At 39.7% G+C, this 20,823-nt stretch carries 23 protein-coding genes; 14 read left to right on the top strand and 9 right to left on the bottom strand.

All coding sequences use genetic code 11. The features are described 5' to 3' along the window. The first annotated feature begins 224 nt into the window (after positions 1-224). From H8A87_RS20330 to H8A87_RS11995, 3 genes are read left to right on the top strand one after another with little or no spacing between them, the layout of a single operon-like run. Positions 225-1,019: an Hcp family type VI secretion system effector gene (locus H8A87_RS20330; protein WP_332460361.1), complete on the top strand. Its 795-nt coding sequence runs from the start codon at positions 225-227 to the stop codon at positions 1,017-1,019. A 4-nt stretch (positions 1,020-1,023) separates the two neighbouring features. After that, a complete protein-coding gene (locus H8A87_RS11990) occupies positions 1,024-1,803 on the top strand; it encodes a hypothetical protein (RefSeq protein ID WP_198690189.1) in 780 nt (259 codons plus the stop codon). Then, positions 1,788-2,144 carry a DUF7079 family protein gene (locus tag H8A87_RS11995; RefSeq protein WP_198690190.1) on the top strand — a complete coding sequence of 119 codons (357 nt, stop codon included), beginning with the start codon at positions 1,788-1,790 and terminating at the stop codon, positions 2,142-2,144. Before H8A87_RS11990 ends, H8A87_RS11995 begins: the two co-directional genes overlap by 16 nt. Before the next feature lie 465 nt (positions 2,145-2,609). Here the strand turns inward: H8A87_RS11995 and H8A87_RS12000 are convergent, their stop codons facing one another. Then, a complete protein-coding gene (locus tag H8A87_RS12000) occupies positions 2,610-4,808 on the bottom strand; it encodes an AAA family ATPase (RefSeq protein WP_198690191.1) in 2,199 nt (732 codons plus the stop codon). A gap of 1,064 nt (positions 4,809-5,872) precedes the next feature. Between H8A87_RS12000 and H8A87_RS12005 the strand changes: the two genes are divergently transcribed. The 5 genes from H8A87_RS12005 to hpt all read left to right on the top strand — a co-directional run bounded on the left by H8A87_RS12005 (position 5,873) and on the right by hpt (position 8,410). Then, positions 5,873-6,754 (top strand): integrase domain-containing protein, encoded by an 882-nt coding sequence (locus tag H8A87_RS12005; protein ID WP_198690192.1) that lies wholly within the window; start codon positions 5,873-5,875, stop codon positions 6,752-6,754. Continuing rightward, positions 6,751-6,954, top strand: a complete 204-nt coding sequence (locus tag H8A87_RS12010) for an AlpA family phage regulatory protein (RefSeq protein ID WP_198690193.1) — start codon at positions 6,751-6,753, stop codon at positions 6,952-6,954. The genes H8A87_RS12005 and H8A87_RS12010 overlap by 4 nt, the downstream gene beginning before the upstream one ends. A gap of 14 nt (positions 6,955-6,968) precedes the next feature. After that, a complete protein-coding gene (locus H8A87_RS12015) occupies positions 6,969-7,211 on the top strand; it encodes a hypothetical protein (RefSeq protein WP_198690194.1) in 243 nt (80 codons plus the stop codon). Between the two features lie 17 nt (positions 7,212-7,228). Further along, positions 7,229-7,492 carry a helix-turn-helix domain-containing protein gene (locus H8A87_RS12020; protein WP_198690195.1) on the top strand — a complete coding sequence of 88 codons (264 nt, stop codon included), beginning with the start codon at positions 7,229-7,231 and terminating at the stop codon, positions 7,490-7,492. Between the two features lie 372 nt (positions 7,493-7,864). Further along, positions 7,865-8,410, top strand: coding sequence for a hypoxanthine phosphoribosyltransferase (gene hpt / locus H8A87_RS12025; protein ID WP_198690196.1), 546 nt, complete (start codon positions 7,865-7,867; stop codon positions 8,408-8,410). A gap of 81 nt (positions 8,411-8,491) precedes the next feature. Here the strand turns inward: hpt and can are convergent, their stop codons facing one another. Then, on the bottom strand, positions 8,492-9,145 hold the full coding sequence (can, locus tag H8A87_RS12030; protein WP_198690197.1) for a carbonate dehydratase: 654 nt from the start codon (positions 9,143-9,145) through the stop codon (positions 8,492-8,494). 181 nt (positions 9,146-9,326) lie between these two features. Between can and H8A87_RS12035 the strand changes: the two genes are divergently transcribed. Further along, entirely contained in the window at positions 9,327-10,250 is a 924-nt protein-coding gene (locus H8A87_RS12035; protein ID WP_198690198.1) for an ABC transporter ATP-binding protein, read from the top strand. Further along, positions 10,250-11,020 (top strand): ABC transporter permease, encoded by a 771-nt coding sequence (locus tag H8A87_RS12040; protein ID WP_198690199.1) that lies wholly within the window; start codon positions 10,250-10,252, stop codon positions 11,018-11,020. Before H8A87_RS12035 ends, H8A87_RS12040 begins: the two co-directional genes overlap by 1 nt. Before the next feature lie 106 nt (positions 11,021-11,126). On the opposite strand, the gene panD is transcribed toward H8A87_RS12040, so the two are convergent. From panD to H8A87_RS12055, 3 genes are all read right to left on the bottom strand, one after another. Further along, a complete protein-coding gene (panD, locus tag H8A87_RS12045) occupies positions 11,127-11,507 on the bottom strand; it encodes an aspartate 1-decarboxylase (RefSeq protein WP_198690200.1) in 381 nt (126 codons plus the stop codon). A 603-nt stretch (positions 11,508-12,110) separates the two neighbouring features. Next, positions 12,111-13,325 carry a hypothetical protein gene (locus tag H8A87_RS12050; protein WP_198690201.1) on the bottom strand — a complete coding sequence of 405 codons (1,215 nt, stop codon included), beginning with the start codon at positions 13,323-13,325 and terminating at the stop codon, positions 12,111-12,113. A 254-nt stretch (positions 13,326-13,579) separates the two neighbouring features. Further along, a complete protein-coding gene (locus H8A87_RS12055; RefSeq protein WP_198690202.1) occupies positions 13,580-14,458 on the bottom strand; it encodes a LysR family transcriptional regulator in 879 nt (292 codons plus the stop codon). 154 nt (positions 14,459-14,612) lie between these two features. On the opposite strand from H8A87_RS12055, the gene H8A87_RS19890 reads away from it, so the two are divergent. The 4 genes from H8A87_RS19890 to H8A87_RS19895 all read left to right on the top strand — a co-directional run bounded on the left by H8A87_RS19890 (position 14,613) and on the right by H8A87_RS19895 (position 16,945). Next, the gene (locus H8A87_RS19890) at positions 14,613-14,891 is read left to right on the top strand and encodes an EamA family transporter (RefSeq protein ID WP_232370204.1); all 279 of its coding nucleotides are present in this window, start codon (positions 14,613-14,615) and stop codon (positions 14,889-14,891) included. Positions 14,892-14,920: 29 nt separating this feature from the next. Further along, positions 14,921-15,580: a DMT family transporter gene (locus H8A87_RS12060; protein WP_332460364.1), complete on the top strand. Its 660-nt coding sequence runs from the start codon at positions 14,921-14,923 to the stop codon at positions 15,578-15,580. A gap of 82 nt (positions 15,581-15,662) precedes the next feature. Beyond that, a complete protein-coding gene (locus H8A87_RS12065) occupies positions 15,663-16,517 on the top strand; it encodes an aspartyl protease family protein (RefSeq protein WP_198690203.1) in 855 nt (284 codons plus the stop codon). 182 nt (positions 16,518-16,699) lie between these two features. After that, positions 16,700-16,945: a hypothetical protein gene (locus H8A87_RS19895; protein WP_232370205.1), complete on the top strand. Its 246-nt coding sequence runs from the start codon at positions 16,700-16,702 to the stop codon at positions 16,943-16,945. A 58-nt stretch (positions 16,946-17,003) separates the two neighbouring features. On the opposite strand, the gene panC is transcribed toward H8A87_RS19895, so the two are convergent. The 4 genes from panC to pcnB all read right to left on the bottom strand — a co-directional run bounded on the left by panC (position 17,004) and on the right by pcnB (position 20,748). Further along, positions 17,004-17,858, bottom strand: coding sequence for a pantoate--beta-alanine ligase (panC, locus tag H8A87_RS12075; protein WP_198690204.1), 855 nt, complete (start codon positions 17,856-17,858; stop codon positions 17,004-17,006). Positions 17,859-17,898: 40 nt separating this feature from the next. Then, positions 17,899-18,690, bottom strand: coding sequence for a 3-methyl-2-oxobutanoate hydroxymethyltransferase (gene panB, locus H8A87_RS12080; protein ID WP_198690205.1), 792 nt, complete (start codon positions 18,688-18,690; stop codon positions 17,899-17,901). Positions 18,691-18,893: 203 nt separating this feature from the next. After that, the gene (gene folK / locus H8A87_RS12085; protein ID WP_198690241.1) at positions 18,894-19,385 is read right to left on the bottom strand and encodes a 2-amino-4-hydroxy-6-hydroxymethyldihydropteridine diphosphokinase; all 492 of its coding nucleotides are present in this window, start codon (positions 19,383-19,385) and stop codon (positions 18,894-18,896) included. A 1-nt stretch (position 19,386) separates the two neighbouring features. Beyond that, the gene (gene pcnB / locus H8A87_RS12090) at positions 19,387-20,748 is read right to left on the bottom strand and encodes a polynucleotide adenylyltransferase PcnB (RefSeq protein ID WP_232370213.1); all 1,362 of its coding nucleotides are present in this window, start codon (positions 20,746-20,748) and stop codon (positions 19,387-19,389) included. Positions 20,749-20,823: the final 75 nt, after the last annotated feature.

The raw sequence follows: 20,823 nt of genomic DNA on the forward strand, positions 1-20,823 counted from the left end.
GGTAACATGGAGAAGACAAGCGCAGCGCGTCAGCAGGACTTTTTTTATGGAGTTATATGAAATTTAATATATGTAATTGCATGATTTAATTTAAGAAGAGAAGTTGATCACAATTTCATTGTTGCACTTTTATACATACTGGAATGATAAATTATTATTGTTGTATCTTGTTTCACTGATGTATTTTTGTGCGTCAATTGGAAATCATGTTACGGGAGACAAGTATGTCATATATCATTTATTTGTCGTTGAAAGGAAAGAAACAAGGTTTAATATCGGCGAGGTGTTCGACTCCAGAATCTATTGGCAACCGCTATCAGGCGGGGCGAGAAGATGAAATACAGGTATTGAATCTTAGCCATATGATGAGCCGTGATCAGAATGTCAATCATCACCCAATCAGCTTCACTAAGCCTATCGATAAATCTTCCCCTTTGTTGGCGATGGCTATCGACAAAAACGAATTATTAGACGCGGTTTTTAAATGTTACCGTACCAACCAAGCCGGGCAACTGGAATTTTTTTATGAGATCAAACTGACAGGTGCAGCGATCGTTGATTTCTCTTGTTATTACCCTCACTCGATAAATGACAATGACCAGATACCGTATGAAACGGTAATGCTCGATTACAAATCCATTTCATTCACACATCGTGCTGCTGGGACAACAGGCTATGCAATTTCGCAGTTGCAGGGGCGTGAAGAAGAAAGGCCATTGCTTTCGGGATTTTCTAATTTTCCACTTGGTGGTTTATCAAAGCATTTATCGGAGCCGCTGGTAGAAACGGAAAAATGGATTGGTTTCAGTATCTCTGATGATATCGATTATTGTGGTATTAAATGCCTTGTGACTCTTGATGATGGTTCAGTTCTTACTGGTGAATTTAATAAACAAAACAAGGTTAAATTCTCATCAATAACAGGAAATAAGTGTGTGAAACTGGAAATAGAAAATTTTGAAAAAGAAAGTTCTTCACAAAGTCTAACAGAAATCTTATTAAGCAAGATCATGGGGTGAAATTATGGAGTATGAACTTATTGAAGGAACATTTGCAGGGACACAAGAACATCCTATTGATGATCCGATTTTAGATAAAGCGGTTGCTGCATTAGAAGGCGCTTCTATTAAGTTTTCTCTCGATGTAATTAATGATGCTAATGTCAGACAAAGCTATACTTCAAATATTAAAAGAGTAGTTTCTGAAGTGAAGGCGATGGTTAGTACAAAAAAAATATCAGTAAAAGAAGCCGCTGAGTTCTGTTATGAAATGCGCAATAAAATTATGACGGAACATAGGAAGTTTACGTCTGCACAGGGGTTAGCTTTTGCTGAGAGACATAAAAAAACACCACCATCTTTCGAAAATCTTATTGATAAATATTCTCAGAAAAAATTTGGAAAAGTATTTAGCGGCCTTACGCCAGATCAAAGAAGTGCAATTTACTATGAGATTATAGAAGCATCCTCGAGAGATAACCCTAAGTTCACAACAGCAAACAAACGATTAAAGATTATTGGGAAAGTAGGGGTTATCTTCACGGCAGTATTAGCAACACATGAAATAATAAATGCTGAAAACAAACCTAAGGAGGCAATCAAGCAAGGTATACAAATTGGAGGTGGTGCTGCCGGTGGAGCTCTTGCTGGTGCATCTATATCTCCGGTATGTGGTCCAGGTGCTCCCGTCTGTGCTGTCGTTTTGTTGTTAGTGGGGAGCGCTGCTGGAGCGATTATTGGTTCGGTGGTTGCTGATACTTTAGATGAAGAAATAGAGGAATTTACCCGTTGGGCAATAAAGTAACTGATATAGATTTGTGCGAAGCGTTATCTTATATCTTTGTAGATAATGAAGTTGACTATGAGTATATCGCTTCTGTAGCAAAACACTTCCCGCTTGAACATGTAGAAATGGTCTTCTTCGAGTGGGTAGCGCCAGTATGTTATATGAATGGTCTTACTCCTGTACCTACTACTTGGACTTTTTTTGAGCGCGAACAACTTTGGGAAGATATTCAGTGTTACCGAGAAAAATGTGTAACAGAAGGCGCACTAAGTAAAATAAAAACAAAAATTAGATTAAGTTTCTTACGTAAATATTTTTCTGATGATTGGATTCTTTTAAAGAAGAACCTTATTGATTAATTTTTTAGGCGCTTATATTTTATATTAATCCGATAACGGTTTACATATTTTCATATGTATTCTGAGGAGGGATGGTTACTTAAATTAGAAGATATAAATTGCCACCGGGTTAATATGTGGTTCTTTAGATTATGGAGTGGAATTGTGTTTATACCGTGATAATTAAAGATCGGTGTTATAACCAAGTGGTACTAAATACTATCTTTAAATCTGATTTAATATGTATTATGATACAATAGTTATCGTTCGGGGTGATCTCTCTACGACACTAAGTAAACGCTTTATACGAAGTGTATAAAGGCTGCCAGTAGCAGTATTGGTAACCTACATGGAGATAGCCATATGATAAAGTTGGTTCATGTACGTCAGTACATACGCTTTAAAAATGGTTGCTGGGAAACGGTATGCTCACACTACCGTTCATGGCCTAAGAGTTAACCAGCAATATCCCCGACGATAACACTTTTAATCTTCCATCATTTTATTATAGTGTTCAATATGGTTTGTATTTTTAAATATATCTTTAAATAAATCTAGATATCTATCTACTCCTATGCGTTTGAATTCTTCTATAATATTTATTGGATCTGAATGAGATCCTCGGGCTATATATCGGTAGAAACCGTTGTAGGCATCATTACCAAATTCTTCTGACATTTTATTTAATGTCTCTCTTAAAACATCTGTGTTATGAATAAATGCAAAATAATACTCTAAAATGTTTCTCATTATGTTTGGGAGTATTATCTCAGGTGTTTTATTGTTTTTAATGTCTTTAATGGTTTGCCAAAGCATTTGGTATTCATTTCTTATCTGGTTTTTGTTTATTTTTTCTATAACAGATTTTTCTTTCTTATATAACCTATACACAACATATTCTTTTTCGAATTCTTTATTATTTGATGGACATAGTTTTATTAATTCATGAAAGAAAAATAGGTTATGAGTAAGTATTATTATTTTATTGTCTTTATTACTTTTAAATAATTCATTTTTAATAAATGATGCTATGTCATATATGTAATTGTACGATAAACTTGATATTGGGTCATCGATCACAATTAGATTTCTATCTTTGTCATTTTTGCTATTTTCTTTTTTCCCTTTGCACATTTCAATGAAATACAGAAAAGTTATTAAAGTTTTTTCACCTTCACTTAAGGTATGGTATATATTTTTATTATAGTTGCTTTTTCTTGCAATGCAATAATGGTTGCTTTCGGTAACCTTTTCTATTTCCACATCTAAAATACCGAGATACTTTAACTTGTTATTAATGATATCTATTGTTGTATCAATATTTGATACTTTTTTTCTTAATGTGTTTATTTTGTCGGATAAATCTTCTTTTTCCTTCGTTATATTATCGATTTCTAACTTAAGTTTTTTAATTTGTAATTCTAATGATATTTTGCGGTTATCGTGCAATTTTAATAATTCTTTGCTTAAGAATTTCATTCCGGACAATGAATCATCTTTTATTTTATTTGTGCTATCTTTATATTTTTTAACTTTCTCTTTTATTTCATTGATATATTCATTTGTATCTGTGAAGTATCCATCTATAATTTTTACTTTATCTAACAATGAATTTATTTTTAACTTATTTGATGGGTTGCTAATTTTATCATTAAATATTTTAATGTTTTCCTTGTAAATATTATTCATTTCATGCAATGGTAACTCTTTTTTATTTTTAGGTAATATAGGTATTGTGTCTATATCATCTAATGATTCTTTTACACTTGAGTAATATACTTCCCATTTTTCTGAGTATGCTATTTTTTCTTTTTTTATGTTATGTGTTTTTTCACGGTATGTATTGTCAAATACATTAGTTAATTGTTTTTTAAATTCTTCATCGATCGTGCTATTTTGGCAGAAAGGGCAGGCGTTACCTATTAAATAGTCGTTCATTCCTTTCCTAACCCAGTCTGAATTACCTAATTTGCTTATTACTTCCGACAAGTAACTGTCACTGGAGGCCATAATAGATTCATTTAGCAATGTATTTATATTTTCTAAATTTTCATTGTATTTAGGATGTTTTATATTAGTTATATCCTGTGAGTTTTCTTTTCCATTTTTCAGTGTGTTATATTCATTAATTAAATCATCAAAATTAATCTTATCACATTTCTGATGATCTTTAATTGCATGAAAGAATTCTTTTTTGTTTTTTTTATACCCAGTCATTAGTTCATACAGTAATGAGTTTCTTATCTCTTTACATTTTTCCCAAACTTCATCTTGATATTTTAAGTCGTTTTCTTCAGCTTCATGTGATAGTTTATTTTTTTGTGCTAAAATATTTTCATATTTATCATTTTTATTTTTCAATTCAATTTCTATTTTATTTATTTTTAGTTCAATTTCTTTGTTTTCGTTGCTTAATGTAAATATGCCTTGTTGTTTATTTCTTTCATGAAAATTATCATCAATGAACTTTCTGTTATATACAATGTAATTGTAATCTTTATTTGAATTAAACTCACACTCTTGATATCTATTTCTATCATTATCAGAATGATTAAAATAATTGGCAATAGTGGATTTCCCACTTCCATTTTGACCATATATTAAAGTGATTTTCTTTGACAGGTCTACTTTTTGGTATTCTGTTTCATGATAGCTTGTGACATTTTTTATTTTAAGATATTCCATATTTTTACCATAAATTTTAAATTAACATGTTGTGTTAAATATATACTTCTTATTCGTTTTTTTCAATTGTTTAAGTTCACAAAAAAATTTATATACTCGGCATTATGGGGATTATTTTATTAATTGCAGTTAGTAGAATGTTCGCTTATCCTAAAAAGAGATAAGCGCCAGCACGAATAGCCATCTATGCTTCCTACCTATCCTATGGAGGCGAAAAACTCCCGTAGCCTGGAAGGGAGAGCGAACATTGCGGTACATCTGCGCACTTTTGGAAGCAGATATCGCCGGACACATAACCCACCGTCCGGCGATGAAGGTTTTTTTAACTAATAGAGTACCAACGGTACTTAGGCGCGTTAGGTTGTGATTTTCATTACCTTTCGTAGCTGGCTTCAGGGTGGGGAAGATCCACTCTTAGGTAAGCAAGAATATTTGCTTACATTTCACATTAGCGTCAGGTGATAAAACCCATCAGCCTTACGCACTATGGGGTTGAGTTACGTCTCGATCTCATTTCACCTCAATGAGCAGGATTGCTTTCGCGCATCTCGCTCATGCTTAGTATGTCTGCTTGAAATATTTAGCGGGCGGCTTCTTTACACCTAAACAATTAGCTTATTGCTACCGTTTGAGCCTTAACCTTGCGGCGTTTTGCTGTGCCTATTGGCATTTCAACGCTTGCTCTACTTTTGCTGACTGTTTGCGAGCGTTAAGGCGTCACTTTTTGCGGATTTATCGCTGAAAGTGACGCCGCAGCAAAAGGACAACATGACGATGACAGGCTCATGCCTGCTTAACAGCGCAGTGAATCTGACACTGCATTTTATAGATTGAAAAAGCATCAAAAGGAGAACTTGACGATATCGAGGCTGGTTTTTTGCCGGTGGGGATGACCTGTTTATACAGGCGGCAGTACTGAGTACTCAACCGATACCCCGCAATACCTCAACAAGCGTTCACTCTGGCGCACAGATATCCGTCAAGGACAAAGCAGGTATTTCCTGCTTTGTCAGCACTGTCGCGCGCCAGAGATTGCATGTTGAAAGGTTAAGTAGGGGAATCAGATGAGCCGATTGATTAAGGAATTGAAATTTTTTGCCCGGCAGGGTGGCGGCAGTCATAAAACTTGCCATGACCGCACTCGGATTGCAGGGCGTTTGGGCGCGTTGTTATTGAGCCTGAATATTCAGGTTAAAAGTCTCAGTCATTTAAAAACCAAGCATGTGGAACATTATGTTGATGCCCGCCTATCTCAGGGCATTGCTAAACGAACAGTGCAGAATGAAATGTCTGCGCTGCGTAATATTTTCCGCATAGCAGGTCGGGAGAAACTGGAAACCTCTCCGAGTTTGAGCAATAAGGCGTTGGGATTAAATGGAGCCAGTCGCGCCGGAACGAAGCAGGCGATCCCTGATGCCACGTTTCAGACTGTGTATCAGAAGGCACTTGAGCGTGATGCCGGGTTTGCAGTCACATTGAAACTTGCCCGCTTGATGGGGCTGCGTTCTCAGGAAGCGGTGCAATGTAGTGCTTCATTGAAAAGTTGGCGGAAGCAGTTAGAGCAACCAGAACCGAAACTTCATATTGTTTTCGGTACAAAAGGCGGCCGGCCAAGACAAACTCGCGTACTGGATGTTGCTGCGGTGAAAGAGGCTGTAGAGCAGGCCATTGCTATTGCAGAACAACGAGGTGGCAGGTTGATTGATAAACCGGATCTCAAACAGGCCATGAACTATTGGCGAACCCATACCACAAGGATTGGTTTAACGGGCTGCCATTCTCCTCATAGTTTGCGTTATGCGTGGGCACAGGATGCACTGGCGTTTTACCAACAAAATGGCTTTAGCCACCAAGAAGCACGAGCATTGGTCTCAATGGATTTGGGGCATGGGGATGGTCGTGGGCGTTATGTGGAACGAGTTTACAATCAGGGAGGGCAGGAATGATGGAAACTCTGACTTTCATTCGTCTGGACTATGTGATGAAGAAGACCGGATTGGAAAAATCACAAATCGACCATTTGATTCGGCAGGGAAATTTTCCTAAACCTCGCAGGCTGGGTATCCGTTCTATGCTATGGATGGCAAAAGAAGTTGATGAATGGGCGGCAAATAAAGCCAGTAAGGTTCCTAACCTATTGAATTGAGACTGAGTTAGTGATTGGTATTAGTGATTCAGTTATTGAGTCAGATAAAACAATCAGTTAAAGTAATTCCGCCATTGGCAAAATCCGATGGTCAAGGTTTAGCAGCCTTGTGTACCCAAACACTGGTAGGATATTTCTGCCAGTGCGCTTGCTATCACCCTTTCAATGGTGGTTCAGGTGGGGGAGGCTTCGGCCTCGCCGGTGGGTACTCCGGTCTGCTAACCCTGCTTGAATCACCACCATCAATGATTAATTAATGGAAGGGGTAGCAGGAATGAATAACATCAGAAATGACTGGCATCAAGCCGATATTATTGCTGCATTACGTAAACGTGGTACAACCTTGGCGGCTGTCTCCCGTGAAGCGGGACTCAGTTCATCGACATTAGCAAACGCATTAAGCCGCCCGTGGCCTAAAGGCGAATGGATTATTGCTAATTACCTCAACATTCACCCGTCTGAAATCTGGCCTAGCCGTTATTTTGATATGAACGGTAATCTTGTCGAACGCAAAATTCGCGAAAAATCAGCAGAATAATTATTCTAATACCGCAAAATATCAGGGAAATTGTCACCTCATCTCATTACCTATTGTGTTGTTTGTTTTGATGAGGTGGCACAATGGGTTATCCGTCACCGCAATCTTTAATACCTTCCGATGAAATGCGTCGCAACCTCTTATCACAAGTCCAAAACGTTTAGTGTTCAGATCTGCTCATTGGCAACGAGTCATAAATTCAACCCTTCTTTTACTGTAGGTAGTGAATTCTGATATGCTTTGCAAAATATTTTGTTCTCATGTTTTTGTGTATGCGCGTCTTTGTGTGATGAACGGTATATCAATCGGTGTATCACTTTTCGTAAAAAGATACCTGATTTTATTTTAATTTTTATTTAAAAATAGATAGTTATGAGCGAACTAAAACATATTGTAGAAGTGATGATCTCCGAGCAGGAGGTTAAACAACGTATTGCAGAACTGGGGCAACAGATTACAGAACATTATCGCAATAGCGATTGTGAACTCGTGCTGATTGGCCTGTTGAGAGGGTCATTTATCTTTATGGCAGATCTATGCCGTGAAGTGCAGGTTCCCCACGAAGTGGATTTTATGACCGCATCCAGCTATGGCAATGAGATGAGTTCTACCCGCGATGTGAAAATCCTTAAAGACCTGGATGAAGATATTCGTGGCAAAGATGTGTTGATCGTTGAAGACATTATTGACTCAGGCAATACACTGAAAAAAATCCGTGAGATTCTGGAGCTGCGTGGGCCGAACTCACTGGCGATTTGTACTTTGTTGAACAAACCATCTCGTCGTGAAGTCGATGTTCCAGTTGAGTGGATTGGTTATTCGATTGAAGATAAGTTTGTAGTCGGTTACGGCATTGATTATGCACAGCATTACCGCCATCTGCCTTATATTGGGCATGTCACCCTGCTGGAAGATTAATTTTTGCAGTAAGCTGAAGTCATCTGTAAAGCGGTGAGCAAATGGCAGCGAAGAGCTGCCATTTGTTTTTTAATCAATCTGTTATTTGATTTGAGACAGTTTAGAGATAGCCTGACGATAATTCAGCTCCAGCTTTTCACGGCTGTCAGCCGTGATATCCAGATCATGTAATTCACCGTCTTTCAAGCCATAGACCCAACCGTGGATCATCACTTTCTGACCGCGTTTCCACGCAGATTGCATGATGGTTGAGTGTCCGAGATTATAAACTTGTTCGACTACATTCAATTCGCACAAGCGGTTCAGCCGATCATTAGGAGATAACTCGCCGAGCATGGAGCTGTGCTTGTACCATAAATCACGAATGTGGAGCAGCCAGTTATTGATTAAACCCAATTCAGTACCATTCACAGCGGATTCAATACCCCCACAGCCGTAGTGACCACAAATGATGATGTGCTCAACTTGTAAAACATCCACAGCATACTGTACGACTGATAAACAGTTTAAATCAGTATGGATAACAAGATTAGCGACATTTCGGTGCACAAAAAGATCGCCGGGTGCGGCATCAATCAACTTCTCGGCAGGCACTCGGCTATCAGAACAGCCTATCCACAGAAAATGGGGCTTTTGGGCTTTTGATAACTCTTTAAAAAAATGTGGATTTTCTTCATTTACGGACTTTGACCACTGCTTGTTCCTGGCAAACAGCTCTTCAATTTTTCTCATCATAACTAATAGCCTGGCAACGTTTTTGAGATAGAATCATATACAACATTAATTGAGAATTTAATATTTAATTGAATAATGTTTTTTATTTGATCCCTGTCATTGCAAAGAAATGCAGGAAAAATAATGGCATAATTTCTATCTTGCACTCAAAAATAGCAAAGAATAAAGGTGTTTTTTACTTATGGCTTACGCATTGGAATTGACGCAGCTCACTAAGACCTATGAGAGTGGAGTGAAGGCACTGCGGGGGATTGATTTGTGTGTAGAAACAGGCGATTTCTACGCGCTTTTGGGGCCAAATGGTGCAGGAAAATCCACCACGATTGGTATTATCAGTTCTTTAGTTAATAAAAGTAGCGGCAAGGTTAAGGTATTTGGCTACGATATTGATACGGATCTCGTCAATGCTAAACGTCAGCTCGGGCTTGTTCCACAGGAATTTAATTTCAATCCCTTCGAGACAGTCATTCAGATTGTCCTTAATCAGGCGGGATATTATGGTGTTCCGCGCGACGTAGCACAGGATAGGGCTGAAACCTACCTTACCCAACTGGATCTATGGGGAAAGCGCAACGAACGAGCTATTCGTTTGTCTGGTGGCATGAAACGGCGTTTGATGATTGCCCGTGCCTTGATGCACCAACCGAAATTGTTGATCCTTGATGAACCTACGGCGGGAGTGGATATCGAATTGCGCCGCTCCATGTGGGAGTTTTTGAGAGAGTTGAATGTGCAGGGAACGACGATCATTCTGACGACTCACTATCTGGAAGAAGCTGAAATGCTGTGCCGTAACATTGGCATAATCCAGCATGGTGAACTGGTAGAGAACACCAGTATGAAAGATCTTCTCAGCCAACTTGAACGTGAAACGTTCTTGCTCGATTTAGAGCCGAAAGGAACAATGCCTATTGTTGAAGGTTACGACTATCGTCTGATAGATACAGCTACGCTGGAGGTAGACGTAAAACGTGGGCAGGGGTTGAATGATATTTTCTCCCAGCTGAGTATACAGGGTATCCAAATTAGCAGCATGCGTAACAAAGCGAATCGCCTGGAAGAGCTGTTTGTTGGGTTGACCAATAATAATCAAGGAGGCCGATAATGATCCAACTGTACTGGGTAGCCCTGAAAACCATTTGGATTAAAGAAATCACCCGTTTTGGTCGTATTTGGGTGCAGACGTTATTACCGCCTGTGATCACCATGTCCCTTTATTTCGTCATATTCGGCAATCTGGTGGGTTCTCGTATTGGTGAAATGGGTGGGGTGGGCTATATGCAGTTTATAGTGCCGGGGCTGATAATGATGTCAGTTATCACCAACTCCTACTCGAACGTTTCTTCGTCCTTTTTTGGTGCTAAATTCCAGCGTAGCATTGAAGAAGTACTGGTTGCTCCGGTTCCAACCCATGTCATCATTGCTGGATTCGTTGGCGGCGGAGTGGCTCGTGGTGTATGCGTTGGGATTCTGGTGACGTTGGTTTCCTCATTGTTCGTACCGTTACAGGTACATTCATGGGGAATGGTGGTGATCACCTTGCTGGCAACGTCTATTCTGTTTTCGTTGGCGGGGCTGTTGAATGCCATTTTTGCGAAAACTTTCGATGATATCAGCATTATCCCGACTTTTGTTCTGACACCTCTGACTTATCTGGGTGGCGTATTTTATTCTCTTACTCTGTTGCCTGCTTTCTGGCAAGCCGTGTCAAAACTCAACCCGATTGTCTATATGGTCAGTGGCTTTCGTTATGGTTTTCTTGGTATTGCTGATGTTTCGCTGGCGATGACATTAGGCATGCTGAGTGCCTTTATGATCGGGTTTTATTGGCTGGCTTGGTATTTAATTGAGTCAGGTCGAGGGCTGAGAACCTAACAGCCAAAATATAACGCTCCGCCGCAAATGATGGCGGAGTGGGGTTGATAATAGAAAGAACAGAAAGTCGGTTATATCGTGATTGCTGGGAAACAATCGATCGCATTTAAGCGACCTGAACAGGCACCGCCTTCGCAATCCGGCTCATCATATTATCGCCATCAAAGTAAGCTACTTTGGGGTTATGCAGCCTAGCCAAATCATCAGGTACTTGGACATATGAGCAGATAATGAGCTTATCGCCTACCGCAGCACGTCGAGCCGCCGCTCCGTTGACAGAAATGATTTTGGAACCGCGTTCGGCGGCAATGGCATAAGTTGAAAATCGTTCGCCATTATCAACGTTATAAATATCAATCGCTTCATATTCCAGAATGCCGGCAGCATCCATAAAATTCTGATCGATAGCACAGGAGCCTTCATAGTGAAGATCAGCCTGAGTCACTTTTACTCGATGTAATTTCCCCTGTAGCATGGTGCGTAACATGTTTGGTGCTCCTGAATTGATGAGTGCCGTATCTGCGAAGAAAAACAGATCACGGGAGAAGTGACTATATCAGGTTGTCAATAAATAGCCAAAGTGGAGAATGGAGGGAAATGACAGAAAACTGAGGTATTTTTATTGTTATTTCAATGTATTTCATTGCATTATTTATTCTTATTGATTTTTTTAGAACGAATGGACTCGATTAATTTGGCTTGATTTTTTCCATAATAGAAATAGTTTGTATAAAAATCTTCATCACTATCTAAAGAGCTAAATTAATATATCTGATGAGTTAATGAGTATATTATGTGAAGTCTTGGTAAGGGACTAGTTAGCCAGTAAAATCTGCTTAATTTAACCTGACAGATATTAACCAATTTTTTTACTTCCATCCGCGAATTTATGATTTTTTACATAAAATGTACCAAGTGTATCTGGAAAGTATTTAACTCCATTTTTACATTTACTATCATTTATTTCGGGTAATCAATAACATGATGGACATAACTCAGTCCGTTTAGTAATTTGGAATTTTTCGCAATTGATTAGATCGCAAAAATCGGACTGAGTTATCTTCAAGTGATCTACTTTTTTAACGGTTATTCATATCCCTAACTTTAATTGGGAATGATATAATATCTCATCTATGATACTCCTTTGAGTATGACTTCCGCCCATAAATTCATAGCTCATGGGTTTACTTAATAGTGATATAACATCAGAATAATTTCCTTGACCATAATTTTTTATGGCATAAAGCAATGTTTCTTTAGTTTTATAGTAACCAATAGGATGACTATATTTTGTATTTTCAATAAGATAATCGATCATGTCGAATCGCTTGTTAATGACAAAAGCTAATGCAGCATGAAAATCATTGAAAAAGTAAAATCCGAGTTCGTTTTTATTATTCCATGACTCAAATAAAGTATCTGCATTTTCTTGTGTTTTATTTTTTTCACATGTTAGCTGTAATCTAAATAACAAAGATGATGCATCTAAATCCTCAAGCCCATTTTTATTATTTTTTTGCCTGATGTTATTATAGATGTTTATTGCTTGTTTTTCTTTGTTCATTTTTATCAGGAAAATAGCATAATGCCAGAATAGATGAAGGCGCATTCCATAGTTATTCCTCCATATGTATTTCATGCTATCCATCCAATATTTACCTTCTTTGAAAAGTTTTTTGTCATAGAAATAGTGACAAGTGGCATGAATAGCATAAATATCGAGTTTATTAATTTTCAATGATGTGGTTGCACTTTTGTAGGCTTCTTCATGATATCCGTTTTCACTGAGGATAAATGCTTCAATTCCTTTAAAATAACAATAGAATTCATCCTTGGTATTCCAATGTTGACTGACAATATTCAGCGTTTCAAGCATGGTTTCTGTCATGCCATTGTTGAATTCTATCATATGACATGTATAAAAGCTTAATATGTCTTTGGGATATTTAATTAAGCATTTGTAAAAATAATTTCTTGCTTGTAAATAATTTCCATTGATCAGGTTTTTTATTCCTGAATTTATATTTTTGGCCCTTTCATCTGATTCTTTTTTGGCTGTTTTTACTAGAGTATTGAATAATGATTCAGCTTCTCTATGCTTTCCTCTTTCCATAGAAAGAAGCAAATCAATCATATGTATTTGAAGTACAGACAGAGATATATTTTCCGAGCAAGACCAATTTACTTTAGGAGTATTTTCATTTTTCATCATTCCCAATATGCAATTATAACACTCATTGATAATAAGTAAATCATCATGTTTACACACAACTTGTGGTATTTGCGCGCTATCGTTAATAATCATTATTAAAAGTCTCATGAATGGTTAATTTTTCAATGTCATTATTCTGCATCTATTTTGGTATAAGCTTATAACCCAATGAGATAAGTAAATATACATTAAAGAAAATTGCAATTAGAGTGATTCAACTCACAACAAGAGATTTATTTTAAAATAGAACAACCTTTTAAGTATTCAAAACCTAATCGGAATGGATGAATTATTTTGTATATCAACGAGTTTGATGTTTTATTGGTAAGTATCCGTATCGTATCATTTTATGATATTTTTCTATATATTTTTGATGCTAGTGTAATAAAGGATTTTGCGGCTGGAGAAATTTGCTGAGTGTCAATGACAGCGAGTGCAACCTGCCTTTTGACTGTAGGATTTAATGGCCTTTTGATATAGTTGCTGATTCGCTCTGAAGGTAATGCAGATTCAGCAACAATAGTTACTGCTTCTCCACGCTCCACTATTGCTAGTGTGCTGACCAATTGAGACGTTCGATAACGTATTTGAGGTTTTAGTTTTTCGGCAAGGAACATTCTGGAAACTATTTCGCCTGAACCTGCTTCTGTTAAGCTGAAAATATAAGAACAAAGCTCTTTAAGGCTAATGGATTCTTTCAATGCTAAAGGATGATTTTTGGGTAACACTGCCACCATTTGGTCTTCAATTAGTGGAAAAGTTTCGAATTTATCTTCTGGTAATGTGACAAATCCCACATCAATTTTCCTATCCATGATCCATTGTTCAACTTGTTTATCAGAGCCTTCATCAATATAGACTTCTATTTCTGGGTGTTTTTTTGAATATTCTTTAAGTATTTTGGGTAATAAAGCCGTTGATGAGGTTGGACCAAACGAACCAATTCGCAGTATTCCTCGTTTCATTCCCTTAGCATCAAGCGCTTCTTGTTTCATTATCTCAGTTAGACTCAAGATCATTTGAGTGCGCTGTAACAATCTGACACCAATATTAGTCAGTTCAACTTTTCCTTGGTGTCGATGAAACAACGAGACACCTAATTCTTGTTCAAGTGATTTTATTGCATGAGAAACACCAGATTGTGAAATATTTAATTGTATGCCTGCTAATGTGAAGCTACGTCTTTCCGCTATAACAGAAAAAATGGTCAATTGTGTGATTGTCATCACCATGAATTCCTCATGAGTATTTACTCATTTGTTTATGACTTTATATTTGTATCAATATATTCAGATAATATAAAGCTCTTTAGAAGATGAATGACTATACTTTAGTGACTTTAGATATTAAAAATAATAAATATTACAAGGTGTTGTAACAATGTCTTTTAAATCAAATGATTATTCGAGTTATATGAAATTAACTATCGTTTCAATCATATGGGGAGGCACGTTTATTGCTGGAAGATTCATCTCATTTGATATCGGGGCGTTATTATTGGCATCATTAAGATTCATTCTTGCTGCGACTGTACTTGTGTTGATTTTGGCTTTTTCTAAAAAAGGATTTGTGAAAATAAATAAGACTCAGATGACAAAAATAATACTGCTTGGTTTCTTTGGTATTTATGTCTACAACATCTGTTTTTTTATGGTTTAAAATACATTGATGCCTCAAGAGCTTCACTTATTGTTGCTATAAATCCAGCAGTAATAGCCGTGCTTTCTTATTTTATTTTTAGGGAGAAATTGTCTTTAATCAGAATAATCGGAATATTACTATGTTTACTGGGGGCCGGTGTGGTTATTCTTGGTAATAATTCACATTTGTTACTATCTGGATACGGAAGCCTAATCGGTGATATTTCCATATTGGGATGTGTCATTAGCTGGGTCATTTATAGTGTTTTTTGTAAAACCATAGTGAATGAAATTGGCGCATTACACACTGTGGCTTACTCGGTACTTGCTGGTGCAATTATGTTGACAGTAACAGTACTGTTTACAGGTGAGATGAATCAAACAGAATTGAGATTATTGTCGGTAAATGACTTAATAAGTTTGATTTATTTGGGAGTTGTGGGATCAGCCATTGCATATGTTTTATATTATGACGGAATTGATAAAATTGGTGCTACGCGTGCAGGCGTATTTATAGCTTTAAACCCGTTAACAGCAGTATTAGGCGGTGTATTATTTTTAGGGGAGAAATTAACCGTCGCTATATGTATAGGTGCTGTTTTTATTATTATAGGTATTTTCATCGCAAACAGAGATGTGAGAACAAAAAACAACCTATTGAGCCATTCTAGTGGAAATGGATGTGGTAATACAATAGGTAGGAAATAAGTCAGATGACAAGCGCAGGCTTACCTTGTAGAGCTCGACCTGAGCGAAAATGAGATCGCAAAAAAGATCGGAGTGACTGAATATGAATAGAGTTCTTAGTGTGTGCGCTGTGCTGTGTCTTACGGTAATTCCAGCAGCAGTCAAGGCAGATATTACCGCGCCAATTGTTTACCTTGAGCATGCAACTCCTTCGGTGTCGCTCAAGATCAATGGTAAAAAGGTTAACAGGCTTGCCATTGATACCGGGGTATCCGGCGGATTTTATCTCCCTCAATCCGTCTTTGATTCGATTTTTCCGGCGCGGAATCATCGCACAGAAACCCAAAATTCTGTTGATATTTTTGGCGTTGAGAAGTCTGCTGTAGCGGCAAGAGCAGCTAATATTACTGTTAACGGTGAACGCCTTTCAGATGTTGACGTTGAAATCTTCAAACCGTGGGGTAACGGCATGTTAGACAGCAACGGGCAACTGATCATCGATGGGGTGTTAGGTCTGGGCATCGCCAAAAACAAAACGCTTATTATCAACTACGCTTCAAAGATGCTGACGATAACTGACCATCTTAAAGCGCTTCCTGATGGCTACCGCTGGCAATCTATCCCATTTACCCGAACAAGGAGCGGAATAGAAATTAGTGTGTTATCTGGCAATGAGAAGATAAGCCGTATGGTTATTGATACTGGTGCAAGCCATACAATACTTTTTACGCGCTCAAAAAAAGGGTGTGCTGTTCTCTCTGCGTCCTGCCCGAAGCAAACTATTGTGACGCCTGACGGTGTTAGGCTCTCTGCGTTTATCTTTCAGGTTTCTGATGACAAGATAAATCCTGATAAACGGATAGATTTTGATGGCCTGTTAGGTGAAGATTTTCTTTCAAACAGGGTTCTCGTCATATCGAATGACCGATTGTTAATTAGCTCACCTAATAACAGTTAAGGATTGGCAGGCATTCCCTTAACATCCCTCGATCGACAACCTTCCCCCTTCTTCTGAGCGCCACAATCGGCGCAATTCTGCTTTCCTGCCTCATTTGGGGATCTTACGGGATCAATGTAGAAGCGTCGGGAAGGGTAATTTTTAATCCTAACGCATCTTCTCTCGTTTCTCCTATGGATGGCATGGCGGAGAGTTTGGGTACCATCGACGGTCAACAGGTTAACGTTGGTCAGAGAATTATGGTGGTTTCACATGAGATAAAAACTAAATCAGGGTTGATGTCTCGAAAGGAACGCGCCGTGCTGACAGAAAAAAAGCAACTGTTTACTGAAAAATTAGCGTTATTGGGGAGGGAGAAAGAAAGCGCTCTCGTAAAAATACCTCAGTCAACATCACCAAAGCACAGGCTGATATCATCACTCTCTTAGGGACATGTGCATCACTTCTATCACTTTACCAACACACATATCCCATAATTCAAATCAGTCAGGCCAAATCGACCCGCTGATTATCAATCAGCCGTGTTTGGCCTAACCATGCTGCCATCAGGACCACCGCTTTTTTGCTTTGTGCTGTCAATGGCGCCAGATTTTCTGCATCACGGATAAACAACTCATCCGGCATAAAACCTTCTTCCCGCAAGTGTGCGGTTGCCAATTTAATCAACTGCTCTGTATCCCGTTCGCCATGCTGCAATCTTTCCGCTATAAATTGCATGACTTTATTCAATAAAGGCGCAATTTTTTTCTCTTCAGCGGATAGGAGGTTATTACGTGAGCTTAATGCCAATCCATTTTTATCACGGATGATAGGTACAGGAACTAACGTAATATCGTAAGCCATATCTGCAATCATTTTGCGGATAATCTGTAATTGCTGGAAATCTTTTTCGCCGAAATAAACCAGATCAGGCTGGATCAGATTAAATAATTTGCTGACAACGGTGGTGACGCCACGGAAATGTCCCGGACGGCTGGCACCCTCAAGCATATAAGAGAGTTCCGGCACTTCGACAAAAGTTTGGTTGCCGTTTAAGCCATTTGGGTACATTTCGTTAGCGCCGGGGGCGAAAACTAGTTCAACATTGCGACGACTTAGTTTCTCGCAATCTTCCTGCAAGGTTCGTGGATAATTAACCAAATCGTCTTCTCGGTCAAATTGCATCGGATTGACGAAAATACTGACGATAACGACATCAGCCTGTGCTTTAGCGGTATCCACTAATGCCATGTGACCATCATGCAGATTTCCCATCGTAGGGACAAAGGCAATACGTTTGCCCGCTTGGTGCCAGCGGCGTATCTCACGGCGTAAAATTGGGATCGTTTCTATAATCAGCATTGCTGTACTCCTTTAATTAGCAGTCATGCTGGGGGAATAATCAGTTGAATGAATGTGCTTGATCGGGATAAATACCGCTTTCTACCTGTTCAATATACAGGCGGACGGCGTCCCGTACATTGCCAGTTTCCTTGAGGAAATCTTTGGCAAATTTAGGCAATCTTGCGGTAATGCCCAAGGCATCGTGCATAACCAGAATTTGTCCATCAGTCATATTGCCAGCCCCAATACCAATGACCGGAATTTCCAGCGCTTCAGTGACACGTTGTGCCAGCCCGGTCGGAACGCATTCCAGCACCAGTAGCTGTATTCCCGCCTTTTCCAAGGCAATGGCATCGTTGAATAATTTCTGGGCAGAGGTTTCATCGCGCCCTTGGACTTTATAGCCACCGAGTACATTGACTGATTGTGGCGTCAGCCCCAAATGCCCACAGACGGGGACAGCACGTTCAGTCAGCATTTTTACGGTGTCACATAACCAGTCTCCACCTTCAATTTTGACCATATTAGCCCCGGAGCGCATCAATGCAGCGGCATTGTCAAAACTTTGCTCGGGGGTGGCGTAGCTCATGAAAGGCATATCTGCGATTAGAAAAGAGTGGGGGGCGCCAGCGCGAACGTTTCGGGTGTGGTAAGAGATGTCTTCAACGGTAACAGGTAAGGTAGAGTCGAATCCCTGCACGGTCATACCGAGTGAATCGCCAATTAGCATGACATTGATGCCTTGTTCGGCGAAAAGGTGCGCGAAACTGGCATCGTAAGCGGTGATAGTCGCGAACTTGCGTTTCTCTTTTTTTAACTGACTTAAGTCAGCCAGAGTTGTTGGTTTCATTATTATCTCCTGAATAGTTATACCTTTTATCTTTCAAGCTGCTGTTTTGTTGGCTGCAACTCGAGATCTGTCAGGTATAGAGCCTATCCCATTTAGGGGAGCCAAAAAATTCCCGATAGGATAGGCCTTGATTATCCAGAAATCGGCCACGGCTGTATGGGATGTTGAATCACTTTTTCTTCATAAAATTGCTGCTTGAAATCCTATTGGGTATCCAACCAAAACGTCAGACCATTTTCTGGAATTTGTTTTAATCGTCCTGCCAGTGTTTCTCCATCGGGAAACACAAGATCCGGGGCAATTTCTGCAAGCGGGTAAAGCATAAATTCACGTTGCTTTAAACCGTAGTGGGGAACAGTCAGGCGTTCAGTGTTAATGATGTGATCGCCAAACAGCATGATATCGAGATCGAGCGTTCTCGGCCCCCAGCGCTCATCTTTGCGGACACGGCCTTGCGTCAGTTCGATTGCCTGAGTGTGATCAAGCAATGTTTCTGGTGACAATAGGGTGTCCAATGCGACGGCAAGGTTGAGGTAATCAGGCTGATCCTGTGGCCCCATCGGTTTAGTTCGATAAAAAGATGATCGAACAACAAAAGCGGTATCAGGGATCGTTTCCAGGGCAGCAAGCGCATTATGGACTTGCTGCAAAGGATCGGCCAGATTACTGCCAATGGCGATATACACCCGAATCATATTAACCGTTATTCCTGTTCTGACGAGGGCGTACAACAGTACGGCGGGGGCGCGTTCTGCGGCGAATCGATTCATTGCCCAGTTCAGATATCATCCCGCGCTGTTGGGAAGATGTTGACTGTTGGAATTCAGCCCACCAGTGCACAAGCTCTTTCAGTTCATGGCGTGACTCAATACTGGCTCGTAATTCCAGTAAATCATACGCAGCACGGAACTTCGGATGTTCCATCAGTTTATTCGCCCGCTTTCCTTGACGACGTGGCAGTCGAAGCTGGAGTAACCAGATATCGCGCATTGTCGTCGTATGGCGTTTGGGGATAGCAATGGAGCGGCACTGTTCATCAAGAATGTCATTCATTGCTAGCGCAAAGGCATCGTAATACTGTAAGCCGCCTTCCTGTGACAATTTTTCCGCATGTTCAATCAATGGATACCACAACATCGCTGCGAATAAGAATGCGGGATTAACTCGCTTATCGCTCTGGATACGGTGGTCGGTATTTTTCAGTACCTGTGTCAGCAATTTTTCCATTGGTGAATCACCACATTGGGTGAAACCGCGTTGAATCATGGGGAACAGCGGTTGGAACAGGTGATGTTCGCGCAGCAGTCTGTAGGTGCTGTAACCCTGTCCGGCTTGCAACAGTTTCAGGGATTCTTCAAACAGACGCGCGGATGGAATATCGTTCAACAGAAACGAAAGACGTGAGATCGGCTCGGCAGTTGCTGGCTCGATGGTCATGTTTAGTTTGCTGGCGAAACGGATGGCACGCAGCATACGAACAGGATCTTCCCGATAGCGGGTTTCTGGATCACCAATCAGGCGAATGATGCCCGCGTTGAGGTCTGCCATTCCGCCGACATAATCCCGCAGGGCGAAATCCTCAATGCCATAATAGAGGCTATTGATCGTGAAATCGCGACGGACGGCATCTTCTTCGACTGAACCGAAAATATTATCACGCAGTAACATGCCGCTCTGGGCTTTATGTGACTGATCTCGGTCATTGCTTTCAACTTGTTCATGTGGCCCGCGGAAGGTGGCTACTTCAATCACATCAGGCCCAAACATGATATGGGCAAGGCGAAAGCGACGACCGACAAGACGACAGTTACGGAACAGCTTACGAACCTGCTCTGGCGTAGCATTGGTTGCTATATCGAAATCTTTGGGTTTTTCGTGCAGTAGTAAGTCACGAACACCGCCACCGACCAGATAGGCTTCAAAACCGGATTTGTTCAGGCGATACAGAACTTTCAGGGCATTATCACTGATGTCCTTGCGTGAAATCGGGTGCTGCTCTCGTGGGATCACCGTGATCGGGGAGTCCGAAGGCTTTGCCTTTGCGGATTTTTTCTTCATTTTGTCGTTTTCGGCATGTGATGAAGATGAATGATTTTCTCTGCGACGTTTACGCAAAGAGCTGCTCTCTGTTTG

The sequence above is a fragment of the Xenorhabdus lircayensis genome (assembly GCF_016306625.1).
GTDB lineage: Bacteria > Pseudomonadota > Gammaproteobacteria > Enterobacterales > Enterobacteriaceae > Xenorhabdus > Xenorhabdus lircayensis.